Annotated in this window: 18 protein-coding genes; 6 read left to right on the top strand and 12 right to left on the bottom strand. The window is 28.9% G+C overall.

The window, feature by feature from the left end:
• Positions 1-69 precede the first annotated feature (69 nt).
• From L8W57_RS05560 to L8W57_RS05595, 8 genes are all read right to left on the bottom strand, one after another.
• Positions 70-567: a TlpA family protein disulfide reductase gene (locus tag L8W57_RS05560; RefSeq protein ID WP_263662181.1), complete on the bottom strand. Its 498-nt coding sequence runs from the start codon at positions 565-567 to the stop codon at positions 70-72.
• Positions 528-1,019, bottom strand: coding sequence for a TlpA family protein disulfide reductase (locus tag L8W57_RS05565; protein ID WP_220566705.1), 492 nt, complete (start codon positions 1,017-1,019; stop codon positions 528-530). Before L8W57_RS05565 ends, L8W57_RS05560 begins: the two co-directional genes overlap by 40 nt.
• Positions 1,009-1,665, bottom strand: a complete 657-nt coding sequence (locus L8W57_RS05570) for an ABC transporter ATP-binding protein (protein WP_012661870.1) — start codon at positions 1,663-1,665, stop codon at positions 1,009-1,011. The genes L8W57_RS05565 and L8W57_RS05570 overlap by 11 nt, the downstream gene beginning before the upstream one ends.
• Positions 1,665-2,780: an ABC transporter permease gene (locus tag L8W57_RS05575; RefSeq protein ID WP_133319911.1), complete on the bottom strand. Its 1,116-nt coding sequence runs from the start codon at positions 2,778-2,780 to the stop codon at positions 1,665-1,667. Before L8W57_RS05575 ends, L8W57_RS05570 begins: the two co-directional genes overlap by 1 nt.
• The gene (locus L8W57_RS05580) at positions 2,770-4,062 is read right to left on the bottom strand and encodes an ABC transporter permease (protein WP_133319910.1); all 1,293 of its coding nucleotides are present in this window, start codon (positions 4,060-4,062) and stop codon (positions 2,770-2,772) included. Before L8W57_RS05580 ends, L8W57_RS05575 begins: the two co-directional genes overlap by 11 nt.
• Positions 4,052-5,473 carry a Fe-S-containing protein gene (locus L8W57_RS05585; protein ID WP_263662182.1) on the bottom strand — a complete coding sequence of 474 codons (1,422 nt, stop codon included), beginning with the start codon at positions 5,471-5,473 and terminating at the stop codon, positions 4,052-4,054. The genes L8W57_RS05580 and L8W57_RS05585 overlap by 11 nt, the downstream gene beginning before the upstream one ends.
• A 77-nt stretch (positions 5,474-5,550) precedes the next feature.
• Positions 5,551-6,072, bottom strand: a complete 522-nt coding sequence (locus tag L8W57_RS05590) for a ferrirhodotorulic acid transporter, periplasmic binding protein (RefSeq protein ID WP_012661874.1) — start codon at positions 6,070-6,072, stop codon at positions 5,551-5,553.
• Positions 6,069-8,120 (bottom strand): FTR1 family iron permease, encoded by a 2,052-nt coding sequence (locus tag L8W57_RS05595; protein WP_263661193.1) that lies wholly within the window; start codon positions 8,118-8,120, stop codon positions 6,069-6,071. The genes L8W57_RS05590 and L8W57_RS05595 overlap by 4 nt, the downstream gene beginning before the upstream one ends.
• Before the next feature lie 285 nt (positions 8,121-8,405).
• Here L8W57_RS05595 and L8W57_RS05600 point away from each other — a divergent pair, with 285 nt between their 5' ends.
• A complete protein-coding gene (locus L8W57_RS05600; RefSeq protein ID WP_263662183.1) occupies positions 8,406-9,782 on the top strand; it encodes a cation:dicarboxylate symporter family transporter in 1,377 nt (458 codons plus the stop codon).
• On the opposite strand, the gene L8W57_RS05605 is transcribed toward L8W57_RS05600, so the two are convergent.
• A complete protein-coding gene (locus L8W57_RS05605) occupies positions 9,779-10,636 on the bottom strand; it encodes a D-amino acid aminotransferase (protein ID WP_263662184.1) in 858 nt (285 codons plus the stop codon). The genes L8W57_RS05600 and L8W57_RS05605 overlap by 4 nt on opposite strands.
• Before the next feature lie 11 nt (positions 10,637-10,647).
• Positions 10,648-11,625, bottom strand: coding sequence for a glycosyl transferase family 90 (locus L8W57_RS05610; RefSeq protein WP_263660231.1), 978 nt, complete (start codon positions 11,623-11,625; stop codon positions 10,648-10,650).
• Positions 11,626-11,757: 132 nt separating this feature from the next.
• Here L8W57_RS05610 and L8W57_RS05615 point away from each other — a divergent pair, with 132 nt between their 5' ends.
• Positions 11,758-12,249, top strand: coding sequence for a hypothetical protein (locus L8W57_RS05615; RefSeq protein WP_133319905.1), 492 nt, complete (start codon positions 11,758-11,760; stop codon positions 12,247-12,249).
• Here L8W57_RS05615 and L8W57_RS05620 read toward each other — a convergent pair.
• Positions 12,246-13,169: a hypothetical protein gene (locus L8W57_RS05620; RefSeq protein WP_263662185.1), complete on the bottom strand. Its 924-nt coding sequence runs from the start codon at positions 13,167-13,169 to the stop codon at positions 12,246-12,248. The two genes, L8W57_RS05615 and L8W57_RS05620, sit on opposite strands and share 4 nt — an antisense overlap.
• 3 nt (positions 13,170-13,172) lie before the next feature.
• A complete protein-coding gene (gene rsmH / locus L8W57_RS05625; RefSeq protein WP_133319904.1) occupies positions 13,173-14,090 on the bottom strand; it encodes a 16S rRNA (cytosine(1402)-N(4))-methyltransferase RsmH in 918 nt (305 codons plus the stop codon).
• A 60-nt stretch (positions 14,091-14,150) separates the two neighbouring features.
• Between rsmH and L8W57_RS05630 the strand changes: the two genes are divergently transcribed.
• From L8W57_RS05630 to ftsZ, 4 genes are all read left to right on the top strand, one after another.
• Positions 14,151-14,729, top strand: coding sequence for a class II aldolase and adducin N-terminal domain-containing protein (locus L8W57_RS05630; protein WP_263659740.1), 579 nt, complete (start codon positions 14,151-14,153; stop codon positions 14,727-14,729).
• A gap of 81 nt (positions 14,730-14,810) precedes the next feature.
• On the top strand, positions 14,811-16,289 hold the full coding sequence (locus L8W57_RS05635) for a peptidylprolyl isomerase (RefSeq protein WP_263660229.1): 1,479 nt from the start codon (positions 14,811-14,813) through the stop codon (positions 16,287-16,289).
• Positions 16,286-17,665, top strand: a complete 1,380-nt coding sequence (gene ftsA / locus L8W57_RS05640; protein ID WP_263662186.1) for a cell division protein FtsA — start codon at positions 16,286-16,288, stop codon at positions 17,663-17,665. The genes L8W57_RS05635 and ftsA overlap by 4 nt, the downstream gene beginning before the upstream one ends.
• An 11-nt stretch (positions 17,666-17,676) precedes the next feature.
• Complete coding sequence (ftsZ, locus tag L8W57_RS05645) at positions 17,677-18,783, top strand: cell division protein FtsZ (RefSeq protein WP_039626779.1); 1,107 nt, start codon at positions 17,677-17,679, stop codon at positions 18,781-18,783.
• Positions 18,784-18,790 lie beyond the last annotated feature (7 nt).

Genomic DNA, 18,790 nt, shown 5'->3' on the forward strand with positions numbered 1-18,790 from the left:
AAATATTTTAAGATAAAAAATATCTTAAATACTGCAAATACAACAATATTAATACTTTTAATAAAAAAATTACTGTAAAAATTTAATCTTATTTTCTAAAACACTTTTTGGAGTAAGTCCGATGAATTTTTCATTTATCTTGCCTTTTTCATCATAAAAAACTATCACAGGCACACCATAAATTCCACCCGCAGCCTTAGACAAAAATGAGCTTGCTTTAGCTTCATATAAAAGTGGCAAATCTAACTTTTTTTCCAAAAGAATTTTTTGAGCTTCTTCTTTTGACTTAGCTCCATTTAACACTGCTAAAATAGGAAAATTTCTTTCTCTATAAAGTTCATTTAGCATCGGAATTTGTGCATTACACGCACCACAATCTTGCGTGAAAAAAAATAAAGCATAAGCTTGATTTGCATTTTGTGTTTTTAAGGTTTTTTCAAAACCATCGTATTTAAAAGTATAGTTTTGACTTGAATTTAAGGTTTGAAATTCATTATTTGAGCATGCACTAAAGAAAAAAACACTTATTAAAGCCAAGAAGCAATAGAAGCTTTTAGTTGTGACCATGGTTTTTCTCCTATAATTTTATCTTGCACAACTCCATCTTTAATGACAAAAGTTGTTGGTACTGCAAAAATGTTAAATCTTTGCCATGATATATCTAAATCATCTTGCAAAAATATAATATTTTTATAATCATATTTTGTAGCAAATTCTTCAAAATCTTTCCCCTTATCCACAGAATCAAGTGCTAAAATAGTGATTTTTTTAGGGTATTCGTTAGCTAGTTTTTCCAAGAGTGGTAAGTCTTTTAAACAAGATGCACAACCTTGCTCTACAAAGGTTAAAACAATGAGATTATCAAAATCAGCTAGTTTGATTTTCTCACCTTCTAAATTTTTAGCTGCGATTTCTGGTGCTTTTAAGCCTACTTTGCCGCCATTTTTATTGTTGTTTTCAAAACACGCACTTAAAAAAACTAAACATAAACAAGCTAAAATTATACTTTTAATTTTCACTTTTCATCACTCCATGGCTTAAAATGATAGTTCTATCAGCAAAGGTGGCTAAGTCTGGATTGTGAGTGATTAAAACTATGGTTTTGCCATCTTGTTTTAATTTACAAAAAAGTTCTAAAATGTTTTTTTCATTTGCCTCATCTAAATTTCCAGTTGGCTCATCTGCTAATAAAATTTCAGGATCATTCACTAAAGCTCTTGCTATACATAGCCTTTGTTGCTCCCCGCCACTTAATTGGCTAGGTAAATGCGTAAGTCTGTGTGAAAGCCCTACTTTTTCTAGTGCCATTATAGCGTCTTTTTGTTCTATACTTGAGTGATAAAACTGAGCTAGCATAACATTTTCCAAGGCGTTTAAATAAGGTATTAAATGAAATTGTTGAAAAATCAAACCTATTTTTTCTCTTCTAATTACGCTTTTTTCTTCTTCACTTAAATTTCCAACTTCTTTATCATCTAAAAAATACTCCCCACTACTTTGAGTATCCATTAAAGAAAGTATATTTAAAAGTGTTGATTTACCTGAACCTGATGGGCCCATAATGGCTAGCCATTCGCCTTGCTTTACTTCTAGGTTGATATTTTGCAAAGCTTTAACTTCATTAAAATTACGATTTAAATTTGAAATTTTTATAATATTTTTCATCACTCACCCTTTAAATTTTCACAAACATTGATTTTTAAAGCTTTTTTTAGCGGTAAGATACTTGCAAAAAATGCAAATACTAAAGAAACAAGCACTGCAAAAAACACCGAAAGCAATCTAAAATCTATACTTGCATTAAAAATCAAATACCCAAAAATATTTGCTAAAAAATATCCGCAAAAAGCGCCGAGCAAACTCGCACTCAAGCTTAAAATAAACACTTCAGCTCCAAAAAGTTTAATAACTTCTTTATACTTAGCTCCTAGTGCAAGGTGCAAGGCTATTTCTTTTTTTCTTGAAAAAATCACTGCACTAAGAGTGGTATTTACGCTCAAAGAACTAATGAGCAAAATAGTTAAACTAATCAAAGCCATCAAAGCCTTGATCTTTTCTAAAATCACACCTTCACTAATGGATACTGAAGCTATGACTTTGGCTTCTACATTAGCCTTGCTAAGTTCTTTTGCTTTTTGATCTAAGCTTTCATAATCACCTAGTAAAATAGCTTGAGCATAATTTATCACTTCTTTAGCTGCTAACTCTTGAGCTTTTTTTAAAGAAATGATTAAAACCCCATCTTGCTCATCATTGCTTCTTAAAATAGCTTTGATTTTTACTTTGACTATTTTAGATATACTTGGGTTATAAATTTGCAATTCTTGTCCTATTTTAAGCTCTAATTGTTTAGCTAAATCAGCCCCCACAAAGGCACTATCTTCACTAAAATCACTCAAAGAAAAGCTTCCTTTTAAAACCTCCATAAAAGGCTTGGTAAGCTTTAAATTTGCAAAATCAACCCCAACAACTACCGCACTTGAACTTTCAAGATTATAAAAACCATATAAAAATGGGGTTAAAGCTTTTGCTTTCAAGTTTTCTTTGGCTTGATTAAATTCATCCATGCTTAAAAACTCATCATCTTTTGGCGTGATGATAAAATTAGCTCCATAAGCTTTTAATTCTTTGGACAATTTTGTGTCAATATCAAAATAAATATTAAAAAACGAAGCACTTACCATAGCACCCATAAACACAGCTATAAAAATAATACAAACTCTTTTATAAGAAAAAATAAGAGATTTAAAAACCTCTTGCATAAAAAAATTATTTCCCATATAAAACCTCTGAAGTAGAAAGTTTAGAAATTCCTTTGATAGAAAACAAGCATCCTAAAAATACTATAAGCACTGCAAAAAATAAACAAATTGGTAGGATAATCCAGGAAATTTCAATGGTATGTTCAAATATACTCAAGGCGATAATCTCTGACATACCTATACCAAAAGCAAAGCCCAAAACAGCCCCAACTAAAGCTACCACAACCCCTTCTAACGCAAAAATCATATAAATTTGCAAAGTGCTAGCACCTAAAGCTTTTAAAAGCCCTATTTCACTTTTTCTTCTAAAAATATCCGCACTCATTAAAGATGATATGGCTATGGAAGCTACGATTAAGCATATAATGCTAACTACTGCCATTAAAGATTGAATTTTAGATACTATCAAACTTTCTGCATCTGAAATCGCACTCACTACTTTTGTGCTTGCACCTTTAAAATCTTCTGCAATTTGATAGGCAATAGAACTTACATAAGCAGTGCAATACCACTGATCATACTCAAGCTGATCAAGACTATCTACATCGCGTCTTGCTTTTTGCGCTAAATCATTTTCAGGTATAGTCAAAGCTGAAACTTCTGCTTTTGAGAATAAACCTTCTTTTTTAGAAAGCTTTTGTGCCAAAAGCAAAGAAGTGATGATTTTATTTGAAAAAGCTTGAGTTAAATCCATAATACCAACAATTTTTACTTTAAAAATTTGATCATTTTGCACAAGGGTGATTTCATCATCTATTTTTAAATCGTACTTTTGTGCTAAATCTATTCCTAGCATTATCTCATCTAAACTATCATCTTTTGGGTAATTTCCTTTGATTTGACTATATTTGTACAATTCTTTAATACCTGCATAAAAATCATCATCATCTTGAATCTTTATAGCCTTATCAAAATAAGTTCCCACTAAAGAGATATTTTCATAATTTGCATTTGGAGTTTGAATTTTTACCTGAGTATCTAAAAATGGCGCAAAGGCATTGATATTATTTCTCCAAAAAATTTCTTTTATAGTATGGAGCTTGTTTTCTTCTAAAAAATTTTGATTTTTCAAAGGCTCATAAATTTTATTACCCACTTCTACACTCAAACTTGCACCTTTAGGTAAAACTAAAATGTTTGATCCATAACTTCTTAATTCTTTTGTAATTTCATTACCTATACCCAAAGTAAGATTTAACATAGTAGCCATAAGTAAAGTAGCTAAAAAAATCGTTAGTAAGGCTAGAGATTTTTGGATTTTATTTTGAAAAATAGAGTTTTTTACAATCTTAACTTGCATAGTCATTTCCTAATAAATTATGAATTCTATATTTTGAAGATTTATTCATATCGATGTATTTTAAAGGATCGTTTTTAAACTCTTCATAATTTTTTTCATTAGCAAAAAAATATGTTCTTCCTTTATAAACATAAGATCTTGGTGCTTTTAAGTTAATAAGCTCGGTATGATCAATAGGATCATAAACTTTCTTTTCTACTACTTGAGTGAAAAAATTTACCCCATCTAAAATTTCTGAAAAAGGTATGATAACTTTACCATTTTCAAATTTATATTTCATAGGGATAGGATTACACCCACCTGCCTTACCTACACTTGGTAAGAAAATTCTAACATTACATGAAATACAAATTAACTCTCCACCTTTTTTAACATACCCCATATCTCCACATATACTACAAGCATCAAAAACTGCTACTGGAGAGTCTTTATCTTCTCTTTTGTTAATCAAGAAAAATCTTACCACTTTACCCTCATCGCTAATATAAGCAAAGCGATGTAAGTTATTATCTCTTAATATTGCCACATCAAAAACAAATTCATTATTTTCATTTGGCTCTACATAGGTTGGCTCGTCTATGGTGATTGGTCTTGAAGCATGCAAGTCATAAAAGAGAAAAATACAAAGACTTAAAATCATAGCACTAAAAATACTTGCACTAAAATTAGTTATAGTTGAATTTTTTGCTTGATTTTTTCTAAATTCTATATCAAAATCTTTTTTCTTGCTGTTTTCACTCACTCTTTGCTTTAGAACTAAAACTATACAAATTCCTAGCAATAAAAACCATATATATGTATAAAATTTAGCATAATATACACTTTTTGCCACATAGCTTAAATATAAACTTTCTGTTTCTATCACACCTTCTCTCATAAGGTGCAATAAAATTTGTGCTAAAGCTTCATTTAGATAAAAAATCACGATAATGAGTAAAAATAAATTTAAAAATTTAAATTTAAATTCCCTTAGCCATCTTGTAAAAAGATAAACCCCAAAACACATCACAAAAGCAAACAAAATAAGTCCAAAAGAACTAATCGCTAAAGAATCTAAAAAATTAGTGCTTAATATAGGAAAGTCGATAGAAATATGTAAATATTTTATACCAAAAGCAAAAGATAATAAAAAAAGCAATATTACTTGAATTTTTTCTTTTAAAAAATTATTTTTTATAAAAGAAAAAATGATAACACTTAAAAGCAATAAAACAAATAAAACATCATTAGAAAAATACAACAAATCATAACTTAGTGTTTTAGCGCTAATAAAAAAAGCAAAATAAGAAAAAACAAAACCCACAAAAGCAAGTTTAAACACTAAAGAATTTTTTAGATTATAAAAAAATAAAGCACTTAAAAGTGTGTAAGAAAAAAATACTCCAAAAAAATGTACAAAATAAATCGACATAGGCTCTTCTTTGATAGAATTTATTTATAAAATCAATAATTTTATAAATAAACCCTAGCAAAAAGCTAGGGAAAAAATCACTTAGGTTTTCCTGTGTATTTAAAGTTGTATTTAACTGAAAATGGCTCAAACCATTTACCAACACCCGTTTCTTTATCAACATGGCGTCCAAAACCTTGTTTTTCTGGGCTTTCTATTAAAAATACTAACTCGTAATTTCCAATACCTGTATCCATTTTTAAATTTGCACCATAGTGAGGGCCATCATCTGCTACCATAGGCATAAGAGTTCCTGTTTTTACTTTACCATTGTCAAGATTAGTTAGCTTATAAGCTATAGTTAAATAAGGAATCCAAAAACCTTCTGGAAAGCCGTTTTTATTGCCCTTTAATGCATGAATATCTGCTTCAAGGTGAATATCTGCTAAACTTGCTGCAAGATCAATCCCTCTTGGCTCCATTTCGATTGGCTGTAAATAAACTGCTGCTATTTCCATACCATTTAATTCATAAGGATCGCCAATTGGCACCTCTGCTGCAAAAACTGAACTAGCTAAAATACTAGCTGCTGCACCTAAACTTAATAAAGTTTTTTTCATATTTTTTCCCTTTTATTTGAAATTTGCTTTGTTATAAAAATACCCATAATGAGTAAGATTAAAACCATAAACTGAGGTATAATGCTCTCATAGTAAGGATAAATTCCAAGCCATAAAATTCCTTCAAAATCAAAAGGAAGTAAGCTTGGTGTAATAACCTTGGCTTCTATGAGCTCACCAATGCCTTTGCCTGTAAAGACAAAGACCATATAAAAAATAATGTATGAAGTTATATAGAAAAATTGTTTTACTGGTATTTTTAAAGCACCAGCTTTTAATAAATAATAAAGTATTATAAGTATAATTAATCCACTAGCTAATCCTATAAATATAAAACTATAATCTGTGCTTGTTTTTGCATCAAATAATAAAGCTTGATAAAAAAGAATAGTTTCAGCACCTTCTCTGTATACAGCTAAAAACACACTAAACCATAAAGTTTTTGCTGAATTATTTGAGATAGCTTCAACTGCTTGAGTTTTTACATAATTTGCCCATTTTTTATTTTGCGCATTTGATAAAAGCCAAAAACCGACATAAAATAGTAATGCAACAGCCACAAGCATAGTAATGCCCTCTAAAAATTCTCTACTTTGCCCTGCTTGTTCTTTAAAAATCCATGAAATAAAAAATGCAGTTACAAAACTTAAAAATACTCCACTCCAAAGTGCTGAATATACTATACTTAAACGCTTTTTATTGCCACTTTGAACTAAATATGAAACTATGGCTACAACAATGATTAAAGCCTCTAAACCTTCTCTTAAGATAATACCCAAAGCCCATATAAATAAAGACATAGGTGAAGATTCTTGAATTTTATCCAAAGAATTTTCAATTAATGCACCAAGCTCATCAAAATTCTGTTTTAATTCTTCTTTAGAAGCACTTGCTTTAATAAGTGCAACACCTTTTGAAAAATAACTTTCTATTTTTAATTTTAAAGCACTATCAATAGCACCAATTTTACTTTCCATACCACTTGCTTCAAAAATATCCAAATAAACATTTTGTAAAGCATCTATGCTATTTAAATTAAAACCATCATAATTTTGTAAAATATTATTAAGTGCAATTTTTATATCATCATATACTTTAGTATAGTTTTTAGTACTCATAACACTTTCATCAAAGCCTTTAACCTGAAGTAAAGCTAATTCTTCTTTAGGTAAAGCTAGGAATGCTTCATATAATAAATCTGATATGTCTGAAATTTCATCTCTTATAGCTTTTTCATCCAAAGTGTTATTGTTGATTTTTCTTATTATAGTTCTAAGTTTTGTTTGAATTTTTTTATCCATACCCGCTTTTGTGTATCTTGCTACTAAAACTTCTACCTTTGAATTTCTATAATCTTCGAATAATGCTGATTGGATTAAATCTTTAGCTTTTTGGTAATCTTTATTTACAAAAGCCAATGCTGCTTGATCAAGTTTTGAAATCATTGAATCCATTAAAAATTGCAATCTTGCATCCATAGCTGAAGCTTCTTGTAAGGCTAATAATGTTTCGTCTTTTTGGATATTTTGCTCTTGAGTAGTTGAATTTTGAGTCAAATTTGATGATGTTTGTCCTTTAACATCCTCTCCAAGTAAAGATGCAAACATAGCTTCAGCTTGCGCTTGACGCTCTTTTTCTGCTTTTAAAGATGAGCTTTCAGCTGCTTTTTTATCATAATTTATATCACTAGCCTCAGCTTTTAATTGAAATCCTTTTTCTAATATAGGAACGACTTCATCTAAATCAAAATACAAGCTACTAATTAAAGCTTCTATCTTAGAAATATCTTCTTTATCTTTATACATTTTTCTTAAATTAATAAATTTACGCTCCATCACAATGACTTTTCTACCGACATTACGACCAATAGAGCCTTCCATGGTTTCAAAATGCTGAAAATATGCATCTTCAGCTTTTTTCTTAGCTTCTAAATTTTTATTATCTTTATATAACACCATGCTTTCATTCAAAATTTGCTTAATATTTTGACTTTCTTTTTGATAATCAATATCCCTAGCAAGTGTTAAAGAACAAAATAAAAAAATCATTAATAAACTTATTTTTTTAAACACTATTTTACTCCGAAATGATATTCATTTTTAAAATCATAGTCACAAGTATAGTACTAGCTTTCTTAAATTTAGATAAACATTATCATTATTTATTTCATAATAAATCATACAAAAATACTACAAAATGCTACTTTTATCTACAAAATAAGATAAAAAATTATTATTTTTAGCTTTTATATTTATTTTTTATTTATTTTAACAATAAAAATAAGTTTTTCTTTGCTAATATGTATCGTTTTTTAAAATTACAAGGAGTTTTTTATGCTAGTTATTACTCATGAAAAACCAAGCAAGCTCAAAAAAATGTTAAAAAATTTAGGTTTTTGGGTGATTATAGGAATTATAGCTGGCATTTGCCTTGGCTTATTAGATAAGGAATTTGCATTAGCTAGTAAAATCGGTGTAGATTATTTTATACAAGCTTTAAAAATTCTCATAGGTCCTATTATATTTTTAACTATTGTTTTAGGTGTTATTAGTCTTGAAAGCTTAAAACAAGTTGGAAGCATAGGAGCTAAAGCTTTGCTTTATTTTGAAATAGTAAGTACTTTTGCTTTAGCTATTGGCATTTTTATGGCAAACATTATGGGACCTGGTAAAGGAATGAACCTTGATCCAAGCACTCTAGATCAAGAAAGTGTAGCTCAATTTGTTAATAAAAATATAGAAATAAGTGCGCAAAATGAAATTTTGCATATTTTAAAAGACGCTATACCTACTGATATCATAGCTGCTTTTAGCGAGGGAAAAACTTTGCAAATCTTAGTTATAGCCCTAGCTTGTGCTTTTATTATTTCACTTATGAGAATTGATGAGAGAAAAGCTATACAAAAAACCTTAGAAATTATGCAAAGTTTTGTTTTTAAAATCTTAGAAATCATTATGTATTTTTCTCCCATCGCTGCTTTTTCTGCAATGGCTTTTTTAGTGGCAAAATATGGACTTGATTCTTTATTAAATTTGGGTTATTTGCTTATTGTTATGTTGCTTGCTTCTTTGCTTTTTATCTTTGGAGTTTTAGGGCTTATTTGTTTTATTGCTAAAGTCAATATTTTTAAATTTATGCGTTTTATCTCAAGAGAAGTTTTAATAGTTTTTGCCACGAGTTCTAGCGAATCAGCATTAGCTCCGCTTATGAGAAAACTTGAAAAAGCAGGAATTTCAAAAGCCACTGTGGGCTTGGTATTACCAACTGGATATAGTTTTAATCTTGATTGTACTAATATTTATTTGGCTATGAGTTTAATTTTCCTTGCTCAAGCTTTTAATGTAGAACTTTCTTTAACTCATGAAATTAGCATTTTAATAGTGCTTATGATAGCCTCAAAAGGTGCTGTTGGTGTGACTGGATCAGGTTTTATTATACTAGGAAGTACACTTGCGGCTTTATCTAATATGCATATTGCAGAAGCTAACAATGGCTTAGGAGCAAGTTTGGGCGAGGTTTTACCTGTGGCTGCCATTTCTATACTTTTGGGCGTGGATAAATTTATGTCTGAAATTCGTGCTGTGGGAAATTTATGTGGTAATAGCGTAGCAGCTTTAATCGTAGCTATTTGGGATAAACAAATAGACTGGGAAAAGTTTCGCTACGCTCTAGATAATCCTAAAGAATTTACTAATGCGGGTTTTGATTAAAAAACCTCTTTTTGAATTTTTTCTACATATTTTTCTCTTAGTTTTTGGGTATAAAAGCCCACCTTACCATCATTAATTACCTTACTATCTGCTTTTATAACACCTAAAATCAAAAAAGTAGCCGCAGAAATAAACACCTCATCAGCCTCATACACTTCTTTCATACTAAAAGCTCTTTGATCTACTTTAAGATCAAGTTCTTTTGCAAATTTTAAGATATTTTTACGGCGAATTCCTGGTAAGATTTCATTAGAAAATGGCTTAGTGATTAAAGTTTTATCTTTTATAATAAAAGCTGAACTACTAGAAGCTTCCGTTACTAAAGCATTTTCTACCATAAAAGCTTCAAAAACCTTAGCTTTAACAGCTTCTTCTTTTGCAAGACATTGAGCTAATAAAGAAATTGATTTTATATCCCTTCTTTTCCACCTTAAATCAGCTGTTGAAATAACACTCACCCCATTTTTAGCAAACTCATGCTCAATCACCTTGCATTCAAAAGCAAAGGCCATAATAGTAGGTTTTAACTCCTTTAAAAGAGCAAAATTTCTACTAGCAACCCCTCTAGTAATTTGCATATAAAGCCCGCCTTCTTTGAGAGAATTTTTAATGATTAATTGTTTTAAAATATTTTCAAATTCTTCTTTTGTATAAGGAATTTGTAGATCAATTTGGGCTAAACTACGCTCAAAACGCTCCCAAAATTCTTCTTTATCAGCTATTTTTGCATTTACCACAGGAACTACTTCATAAATTCCATCTCCAAAGATAAAACCTCTATCAAAAATACTCACTTTAGCTTCGCTAGCTTTTATAAATTCATCATTTAAAAATACTATTTCCATCTCTTGCATAAACTCTCCTTTTAATCAAATAAATCAATAATATCTTTTGGTAAATCAAGCTGATTAGAATAATAAAAATACTTAGCTAAAACTAAAATTCCTATATAAAATTCTATCTTTTCATCTAAAAATTGCTCTATATAAGCATGAGCATTTTGTATGATTTCTTTTGCTCTATGTGGATTAGCTAAATAATAATCAAGCAAAGCTTCTACATTTTCATAATCATCATCAATCAAAGCAAAATGCTCATTTGGAACTAACTTTCCTTCCATAAACCAAGTTTCATAACGCATTTTTGGGGCTAAAACTAAAGAATTTGTTTTCATCGCCCACTTTAAGTTGCTTGCTACATCATTACCTTCCAATGAAAGTAAAAATTTAAACTGGGTTTGATAGGCTCTGCTAATTTTAAAATTTAAATTTTTAATCCATTTTTCGGCTTGAATTTTTCTACCGCCAACATGAGCAATATCACAACGAGGATTATCAAAATATTTTTCAAAAAATTTAATACGATGAGGTTGATAAATTGCACCTCTAAAAAAGAGTAAGTCTTTTTTATCTTCAAATTGGTTTTTATCTTGTATAAAATCAAAATGTCTGTTTTTGTCTAATTTTAAAATGATATTATTAAAGCCATTTTCAACTGGTCTTGATTTAGCTATGCTTGGATATTTAAGATTATAACTAATATCTCCAAAACCTTCAATCCATAAAAAATCATCATTAAAATATTTACTAATTGCATAAGCATCATAAGCATAGGAAGTTTTTTTAAAGGGAAATTTTCCTATTTTTTCATAATTTTGAAAATTTTTTATATCAAAAAAATCATTTTGCAAATTGTAATAATTTAAGCGAGTAATAATATTATCTATATTTTTTGATTTTAAAAGCTCTTTGAAAATATTTTGTAATTGATTTTGATAAATTTTTCTAGGTATAAAACTTTTAGCTATGCCTTTTACATTCATCATAAATCTAGAGTCTGCCATCTTTTTCTTTCTTTAATATGCAAAAATAATGTAAATTTTAACACAAGATTTCATTTACAAGACTTAAAATTTATCTTATTTAAAAACAAAAATGCTAAAATCACAAAAATCACATACTTACTAGGTAAAACAATGAAAATACAAGAATTTATTTTAAACTTTATTTTTAAAGTTTCAAATCAACCTGTTAATTTAAAAGATTTATTAGAAGCAAATGCCTTGTTAAATGAAGGTATGATGATAGATCCTGCGAAATTAAATTTTAAATTTAAGGTATTTAATTCTTATCTTATATATACCCTTTTTTGTATAGCCATTTTAGTTCCTATGCTTATCATCAGCCATTATTTTTTAACAATTATTGATTTTCATATTAGTATCTTAAGTGCTATTTTTGTTACCGCTTGTGTTTTTGTTGGCTATGATATTTTTAAAATTTATACTAGAAAAGTAATAAGCAAAAGATTATTGAAAAAAGCCTGGACTTTACATTTTCCATATTTTGCTTATGAAAAATATTCAAAAATAGCAGAAAATATTTATAATCAAGCTATTAAAGAAGAAATTCCAAAAAATCAACTTGAACAATATGTTTTAGAAAAAATCATTCAAACACAAGATTAATCTAAAAAGTCTAAAACTTGATTTTGAAAATACAATGCTTCAAGCTGTCTTTGAAGTTCTTTGTTTTCTTCATCTAAAACTAATTCTTGCGATCTTAAATCTGCTATTTCTCTACTTACATAATAAATTTGATTTCTAATATAAATTTGTGGGAAAAATATCAATAAAGCAAATGCTATCATCAAACCTGCGTATAATAAATTTTTAGGGGTTAAATTTTTATTTTCCTCACTTACTATGCTATCTAAAAGTTCGTATTTATCTTCTTGATTATATTCTTGGTTTTCTTCAAGCCTTACTTTTTCTTCTAAAATTTTTTGCTCTTGCTTAGCTAATTTTTCTTTTTCTTTTAATTCTTCTTGAGCTTTTTTTATTTTTTCTTGTTCGATTTTTTTTTGCTCTTTTAATTCTTGTTTGAGTTTGATTTTTTCTTTTCTTTTTTCTTTTAAATCTTGAAATTTTGAAGCGACAAAGACATTACTTTGAGTAAGAATTTTAGATATTTGAATAGAATCTTTTTTTTCTTGTTGTATTTTTTCTACTTTTTTTACTTCCTGCAAAGTTTTAGCATTTTTAGATGGCTTAAGATTTTTATCATTTTTTTTATCAAATTTTTCTTTTTGCTTTTTGAAAAAATTGAGTTGTAATTTAAAAGGCTTTTTTTCTTCTAATTTAACATTTATCAAATCTTCTTTTAAATAAATAGCGGATTGTTTTTTAGGTTTTTCTTTATATTCTTCATCAAAGTCTGTAAATTTAGGTCTTTTTTTACGCTGTATTCTATTTTTTAATATGCGATCGCTTTCATTGAAATTGTGCTCATACTCTTCATAAGGTCTACCTTCTTTAATAGCCCTAGAATATTTCAACATTTTTTCGCGTATATTTTGTTTTTCTTTTAAAAAATCATCTTCAATCATTATTTACCTAAAATAAAAAATTCTCATTTTTGCACAACTTGATCTACTATTATAGCTTATTTCTTCTTTGGAGGCACTTATAGCTTTTTTACTTAAAATTTTACCAAGACTATGTCCTTTACCGCATTCGCATTTTATAGCTCTTTCATCACAAATGCAGTCTTTTTCCCATCTTTTAAAAGTATTTTTTACTATTCTATCCTCTAAAGAATGAAAGCTAATAATAGCTAATTTGCAATCTTTTAATTTTGCTTTTTCTATATTTTCAAGTAAGGATTTTAACTCACCAAGTTCATTATTTACTTCTATACGCAAAGCTTGAAATACGAGCAAAGCTAAAGATACATTGCGTCCTTTTAACTTAGCATTTCCTATAATTTGACTTAATTCTTTTGCACTTGTAATCTCTTTTTGACTTCTTGCATTGATAATTTTTTGAGCAAGCATTGAAGCAACCGGCGCTAGATCTCCATAGTCTTTAAAAATTCGTTCCAAAGCTTCCTTGTTGTAAGAATTCACCACTTCTTTAGCACTTAAAGGATTATTTTGATCCATTCTCATATCTAAAAAATCAGAATTTAGCGAAAACCCCCTATCATTTTTATCAAGCTGCAAAGAAGATACACCAATATCAGCTAAAATTCCTCTTATGTTTTGCGTTGAAATTTGAGTTAAAATATCTTTAAAACCTATATGATTAAAACTTATTCTATCTTGAAAATTTTTCAAAAACTCTTTGGAAAAACTTAAAGCCTCTAAATCTTTATCGCAAGCAATTAATCTTAATTTTTCATGAGCTTGCAATAATGCTTTAGAATGCCCTCCATAACCCAAAGTACAATCTAAAAAATCTCCGCTATCAAAATCATCAAAAGTATTTAAAACTTCTTGTAATAAAACAGGAATATGTGGACTTTGCAAAATATACCTTTTAATATTTTTTAGTATAATACCTTAGCTAAGTTTAAAACAAGGTTTTTAATGAATAAAGAAAATATTATTTCCCAAATTCAAATTCTATCCTCATCAATGTTTAAAAAAAATTTTTTTGGAATTTGCCATGGTTCTGTTTCAGCAAAACTCTCCCAAGGCTCATTTATTATCAATAAAAGCAATGCTTTTTTGAATCAATTAGATGAAAAAAATTTAAGTATCTTAAAATTTGCAAAAGATTATAGCTGGGATGAAGCAAGCAGCGATAGTGAAATACATAAAAGCATATATGAAAATATACCTGAAGCTAAATTCGTATGTTTTGCTTATCCAGCTTATACCTTATCCATGAGTTTAAATCATGATTTCATAACACCTCAAGATTATTTTGGAGAAATTTTTTTAGAAGAAATTCGAGTTTACAATCCTAAAAGTTATGAGGATTGGGATGATAGATCACAAACTGAAATTTATCGTTATATGTTAGAACAAAAACAAAATTTTGTCGTTGTGAAAGGATATGGAATATTTGCTTATGGAAGAACAAGCTATGAACTTGGAAAAATAATAGATTTAATCGAGAATTCTTGTAAAATTATCCATTTAGCAGAGACAAATTTATCATAAAATCATAAAATTAATTTTTTATTAATCACAAATTACCTATAATTTATGGTTTAATTTAATTAATTATGGATTGGGGTAAAAATGCTCACTTGGATGCAGCATCATAAAAAATATTTAGTTATTACTATTTGGATTAGTGTTATTGCTTTTGTTGGAGCAGGTTTTGTTGGCTGGGGAAGTTATGATTTTAACACCGATAGATCAAATTCTGTTGCAAAAGTAGGCGATGAAAAAATAAGCTATGATGAATTCAATCTAAAATATTCTCAATTATTTAACTACTACTCACAATTAAACAATGGCAATTATACACAAGAACAAGCACAAAAAGATGGCTTAGATACTCAAGCTATCAATGAACTTATACAAGAAAAACTTCTACTTTCTTATGCTAAAACTTTAGGTTTAAATGTAAGCGAAGAAGAAATTGCTTATGATTTAGCGCATCAAAAAATTTTTCATAATGCTTCAGGTGTTTTTGATAAAGATTTATATTATAATTTACTTGCAAGAAACAACTATACACCAAAAGCTTATGAAAAAATTATCCATGATGAATTATTGCTTAAAAAAATCAATGCTATTTTAAATTTACAAATCAAACAAAATGAGCTTGATATGTTTGGTGCAAGTTTTTTAATGCAAGATAATTTAAAAATTCAAATAATAAAACTTGATAATAAAAATATTCCTATTGATGAAAAAGAACTAAAACAAACTTGGGAAAAAAACAAAAACCTATATAAAACACAAAAAAGCTATGAGCTTGCAACTTATTTTTTAGATCCTAATACAATCACAGTTGTTGATAAAGAAATTCAAGCTTACTATGAAGAAAATAAAAATGACTATAAAGATTTTGCAGGAAAAATTCTAAGCTTAGAACAAAGCAAAGATAAAGTTATAAAAGATTTAAAACTTTCCAAGCTTAAACTTAAAGCTAATGAAAGCTATGTTGCTTTGAGAAAAAACGAGCTTAGTTTTGACAAAAACATCACAATAAGCGATGCTGATATTTATTACCCTTTAGAAAACATACAAAAAGCTAAAGAAAATGATTTTATTAAGCCTTTTAAATTTGAAAATGGCTATATGATTGCAAAACTTATAAAAATAAATCCTATACAGACTATGACTTTTGAGCAAGCCAAAAATGAAGTGAGCAAACTTTACATCAGAGAAAAAACTAAAACTTTATTAGAAGAAAAAGCAAAGCTTGCTCTAAATAATTTCCAAGGCATAGATATAGGAACTTATAGTCGCGACTCAAGTAAAGGAGCAAAAGTAGGTGAAATGATAAATGATGCTGAATTTAGTGAGTTTTTAATGCATGTATTTGACTCAAATAAAGCTAAATCTTATGTTTTATTTGATGATAAAGCGATAGTTTATGAAATTACAAAGCAAACTCTAGAAAACAAAGATAAAGAAGAAATTTATAAATTTATCATAGAACAAAGTGCCAAACAAACTAAACAAGCTTTACTTAAGGAAGAATTATTAAAAAAACTTATAGAATTATATCCAATCCAACGCTATTATAAAGGAAATACAAATTGAATATTTTAGGAATTGATTTAGGCTCAATACAAACTTGTGCTATTTTGGCACAAAAAAGCGAAGAAGGACTTAAAATCATTGGTTTTGGAAAATCAAAATCAAATGGCATAAAAAAAGGAGCAATTACTAATATAGAGCTTGCTTCAAAATCTATAGAAGAGGCAGTAGCCGATGCACAAATGATGTCAGGTGTGCATTATGATAAAGTAATTGTATCTATTTCAGGTGCTTATGCAAAAAGTGTAGACAGTATAGGTGTAGTTAATATACCAAATCATGAAATAGGTATTAAAGAAATTCACAGAGCAGTGAGCACAGCAAAACATACCGCAAATATACCTAATGGATATGAAATCATTCATGTATTGCCTTATAATTTTAAAGTAAATGATCTTGAGCATGTAGAAGATCCTTTGGGAATGAGTGGAAATCGTCTTGAAGTTTCTACACATATTGTAATCTCACAAGAAGTGCATATTAAAAATCTAAAAAAAGCAGTTGAGCTCGCTGATCTTAGAGTAGATAATATCGTTCTTTCAGGATATGCTTCTTCTATCGCATGCTTTGATGATAGTGAAAAAGAATTAGGTGCTATTTTAATCGATATGGGTGGAGCAGTTTGCGATATGGTCATTCATGCGGGTAATTCTATACGATATAATGAATGCTTACAAATTGGTTCAGTAAATATCACTAATGATTTATCCATAGCTTTACATACCCCACCAAAAGAAGCAGAAAAACTAAAATTAAATTATGCATCTTTAGCACAAAATGAAAACTCAATTATACAAATTCCATATATGGGTGATGAAAAAAGAAAAAATGAAGTTTCAGTAGAAGTTATATCTAATGTTATTTATGCAAGAATTGAAGAAACTATTATTATTTTAGCTAAAATGCTAAGTGATAATGCTTGTGCAAATCAAGCAGGAGCAGGCATAGTATTAACAGGTGGAATGACAAAATTTGCAGGACTTGACAAACTTGCTTCAGCTTATTTTGATAATAAAGCTGTTAGAATAGCGACCGCAAAAAAAGATACTATGGATGGCTTTAAAGAAATTTTTGAAGATGCAGAAAATAGCTGCGCTATAGGTCTTTGTTTATATGGTGGTGGACATTTTACTCCTTATGAATTAGATTCTAATGAAAAACTAAGATACAAAGGAGAGCCTGAATTTATCAACAAACAGATAAAACAAAATCTCACCATAGAAGAACATGAAGAAGAAAATAAAAATTTTGAAGAAATTTTTCAAGAACAGAGAGATTTTAAAGATGAAAAAACAGAATTAACAAAAGTTGAAACCAAAAAAGATAAAAAATCAAGTTTTATGCATAATTTTTGGAATAAATTAATAAACCAGTTCTAATAGGAGATACAATGAGCGAATATCTAGTAGAAGAAATGCAACACGCAAAAGGTGCAAAAATAAAAGTCATAGGCTGCGGTGGTGGTGGTGGTAATATGATAGATCATATGGTAAATATGGGCTTACATGATCTTGATCTTATCTCAGCAAATACTGATGCACAAGCTATAGCAAAATCTTTAGCAAAAACTAGAATTCAACTAGGTGAGAAAAAAACTAAAGGTTTAGGTGCTGGAATGCAACCAGAAATTGGAGCAGAAAGTGCAAGAGAAAGCTTTGAAGAAGTAAAAGCAGCTTTAAGTCAAAGTGATATAGTATTCATTTCAGCAGGACTTGGTGGTGGAACTGGTACAGGTGCAGCTCCTGTTGTAGCACAAGCTGCTAAAGAAGTAGGCGCATTAACTGTTTCGGTTGTAACTATGCCTTTTGCTTTTGAAGGAAAACAAAGAAAAAAATTAGCTGAAGCTGGCTTGGCTGAATTAAAAAAAGAAAGTGATTCTATCATTGTAATCCAAAATGAAAAACTTCTTAGCATACTTCCAAAAAAAGCAGGTATAAAAGAAGCATTCAAACTAGTTGATGATATCTTAGCTAGAGCTGTTAGAGGTATGGTGTCTATTCTTTTAGAAGATGGCGATATCAATGTTGACTTTGCAGATGTTAGAACTGTTATGAGCCATAGAGGTTTAGCTTTAATGGGTGTGGGTCATGGAGAAGGTGAAAATGCTATCATGGACGCATTATCAAGCGCTATAGAATCTCCATTATTAGATGGTATGACTATGAAAGGTGTTAAAGGCGTAATCATCCATTATAAAATTGGACCTGAATGCTCATTGATAGAAATTTCACAAGCTACTCAAAGCATTAGCGATATAGCAGATGAAAATGCAAAAGTAATCTTTGGCGCAACTACCGATGAAAGTATGGGCGATCGTGTTGAAGTAACTATTATTGCTACAGGTTTTGAAGATAAAGCTGAAATAGAAAGTGCTAAAGAACAAGAAGAAAGTAAAAAAAATAGCTATATGAATTTGCGCAAAGCTAGCGGTGGGTTTGATGAGGAAGTGATTTCTCAACTTGATGTTCCTGCTTTCTTGCGTCGTCAAATGGATTAATTTGTAA

The organism is Campylobacter sp. IFREMER_LSEM_CL1890 (genome assembly GCF_025772045.1).
Lineage (GTDB): Bacteria > Campylobacterota > Campylobacteria > Campylobacterales > Campylobacteraceae > Campylobacter_D > Campylobacter_D lari_D.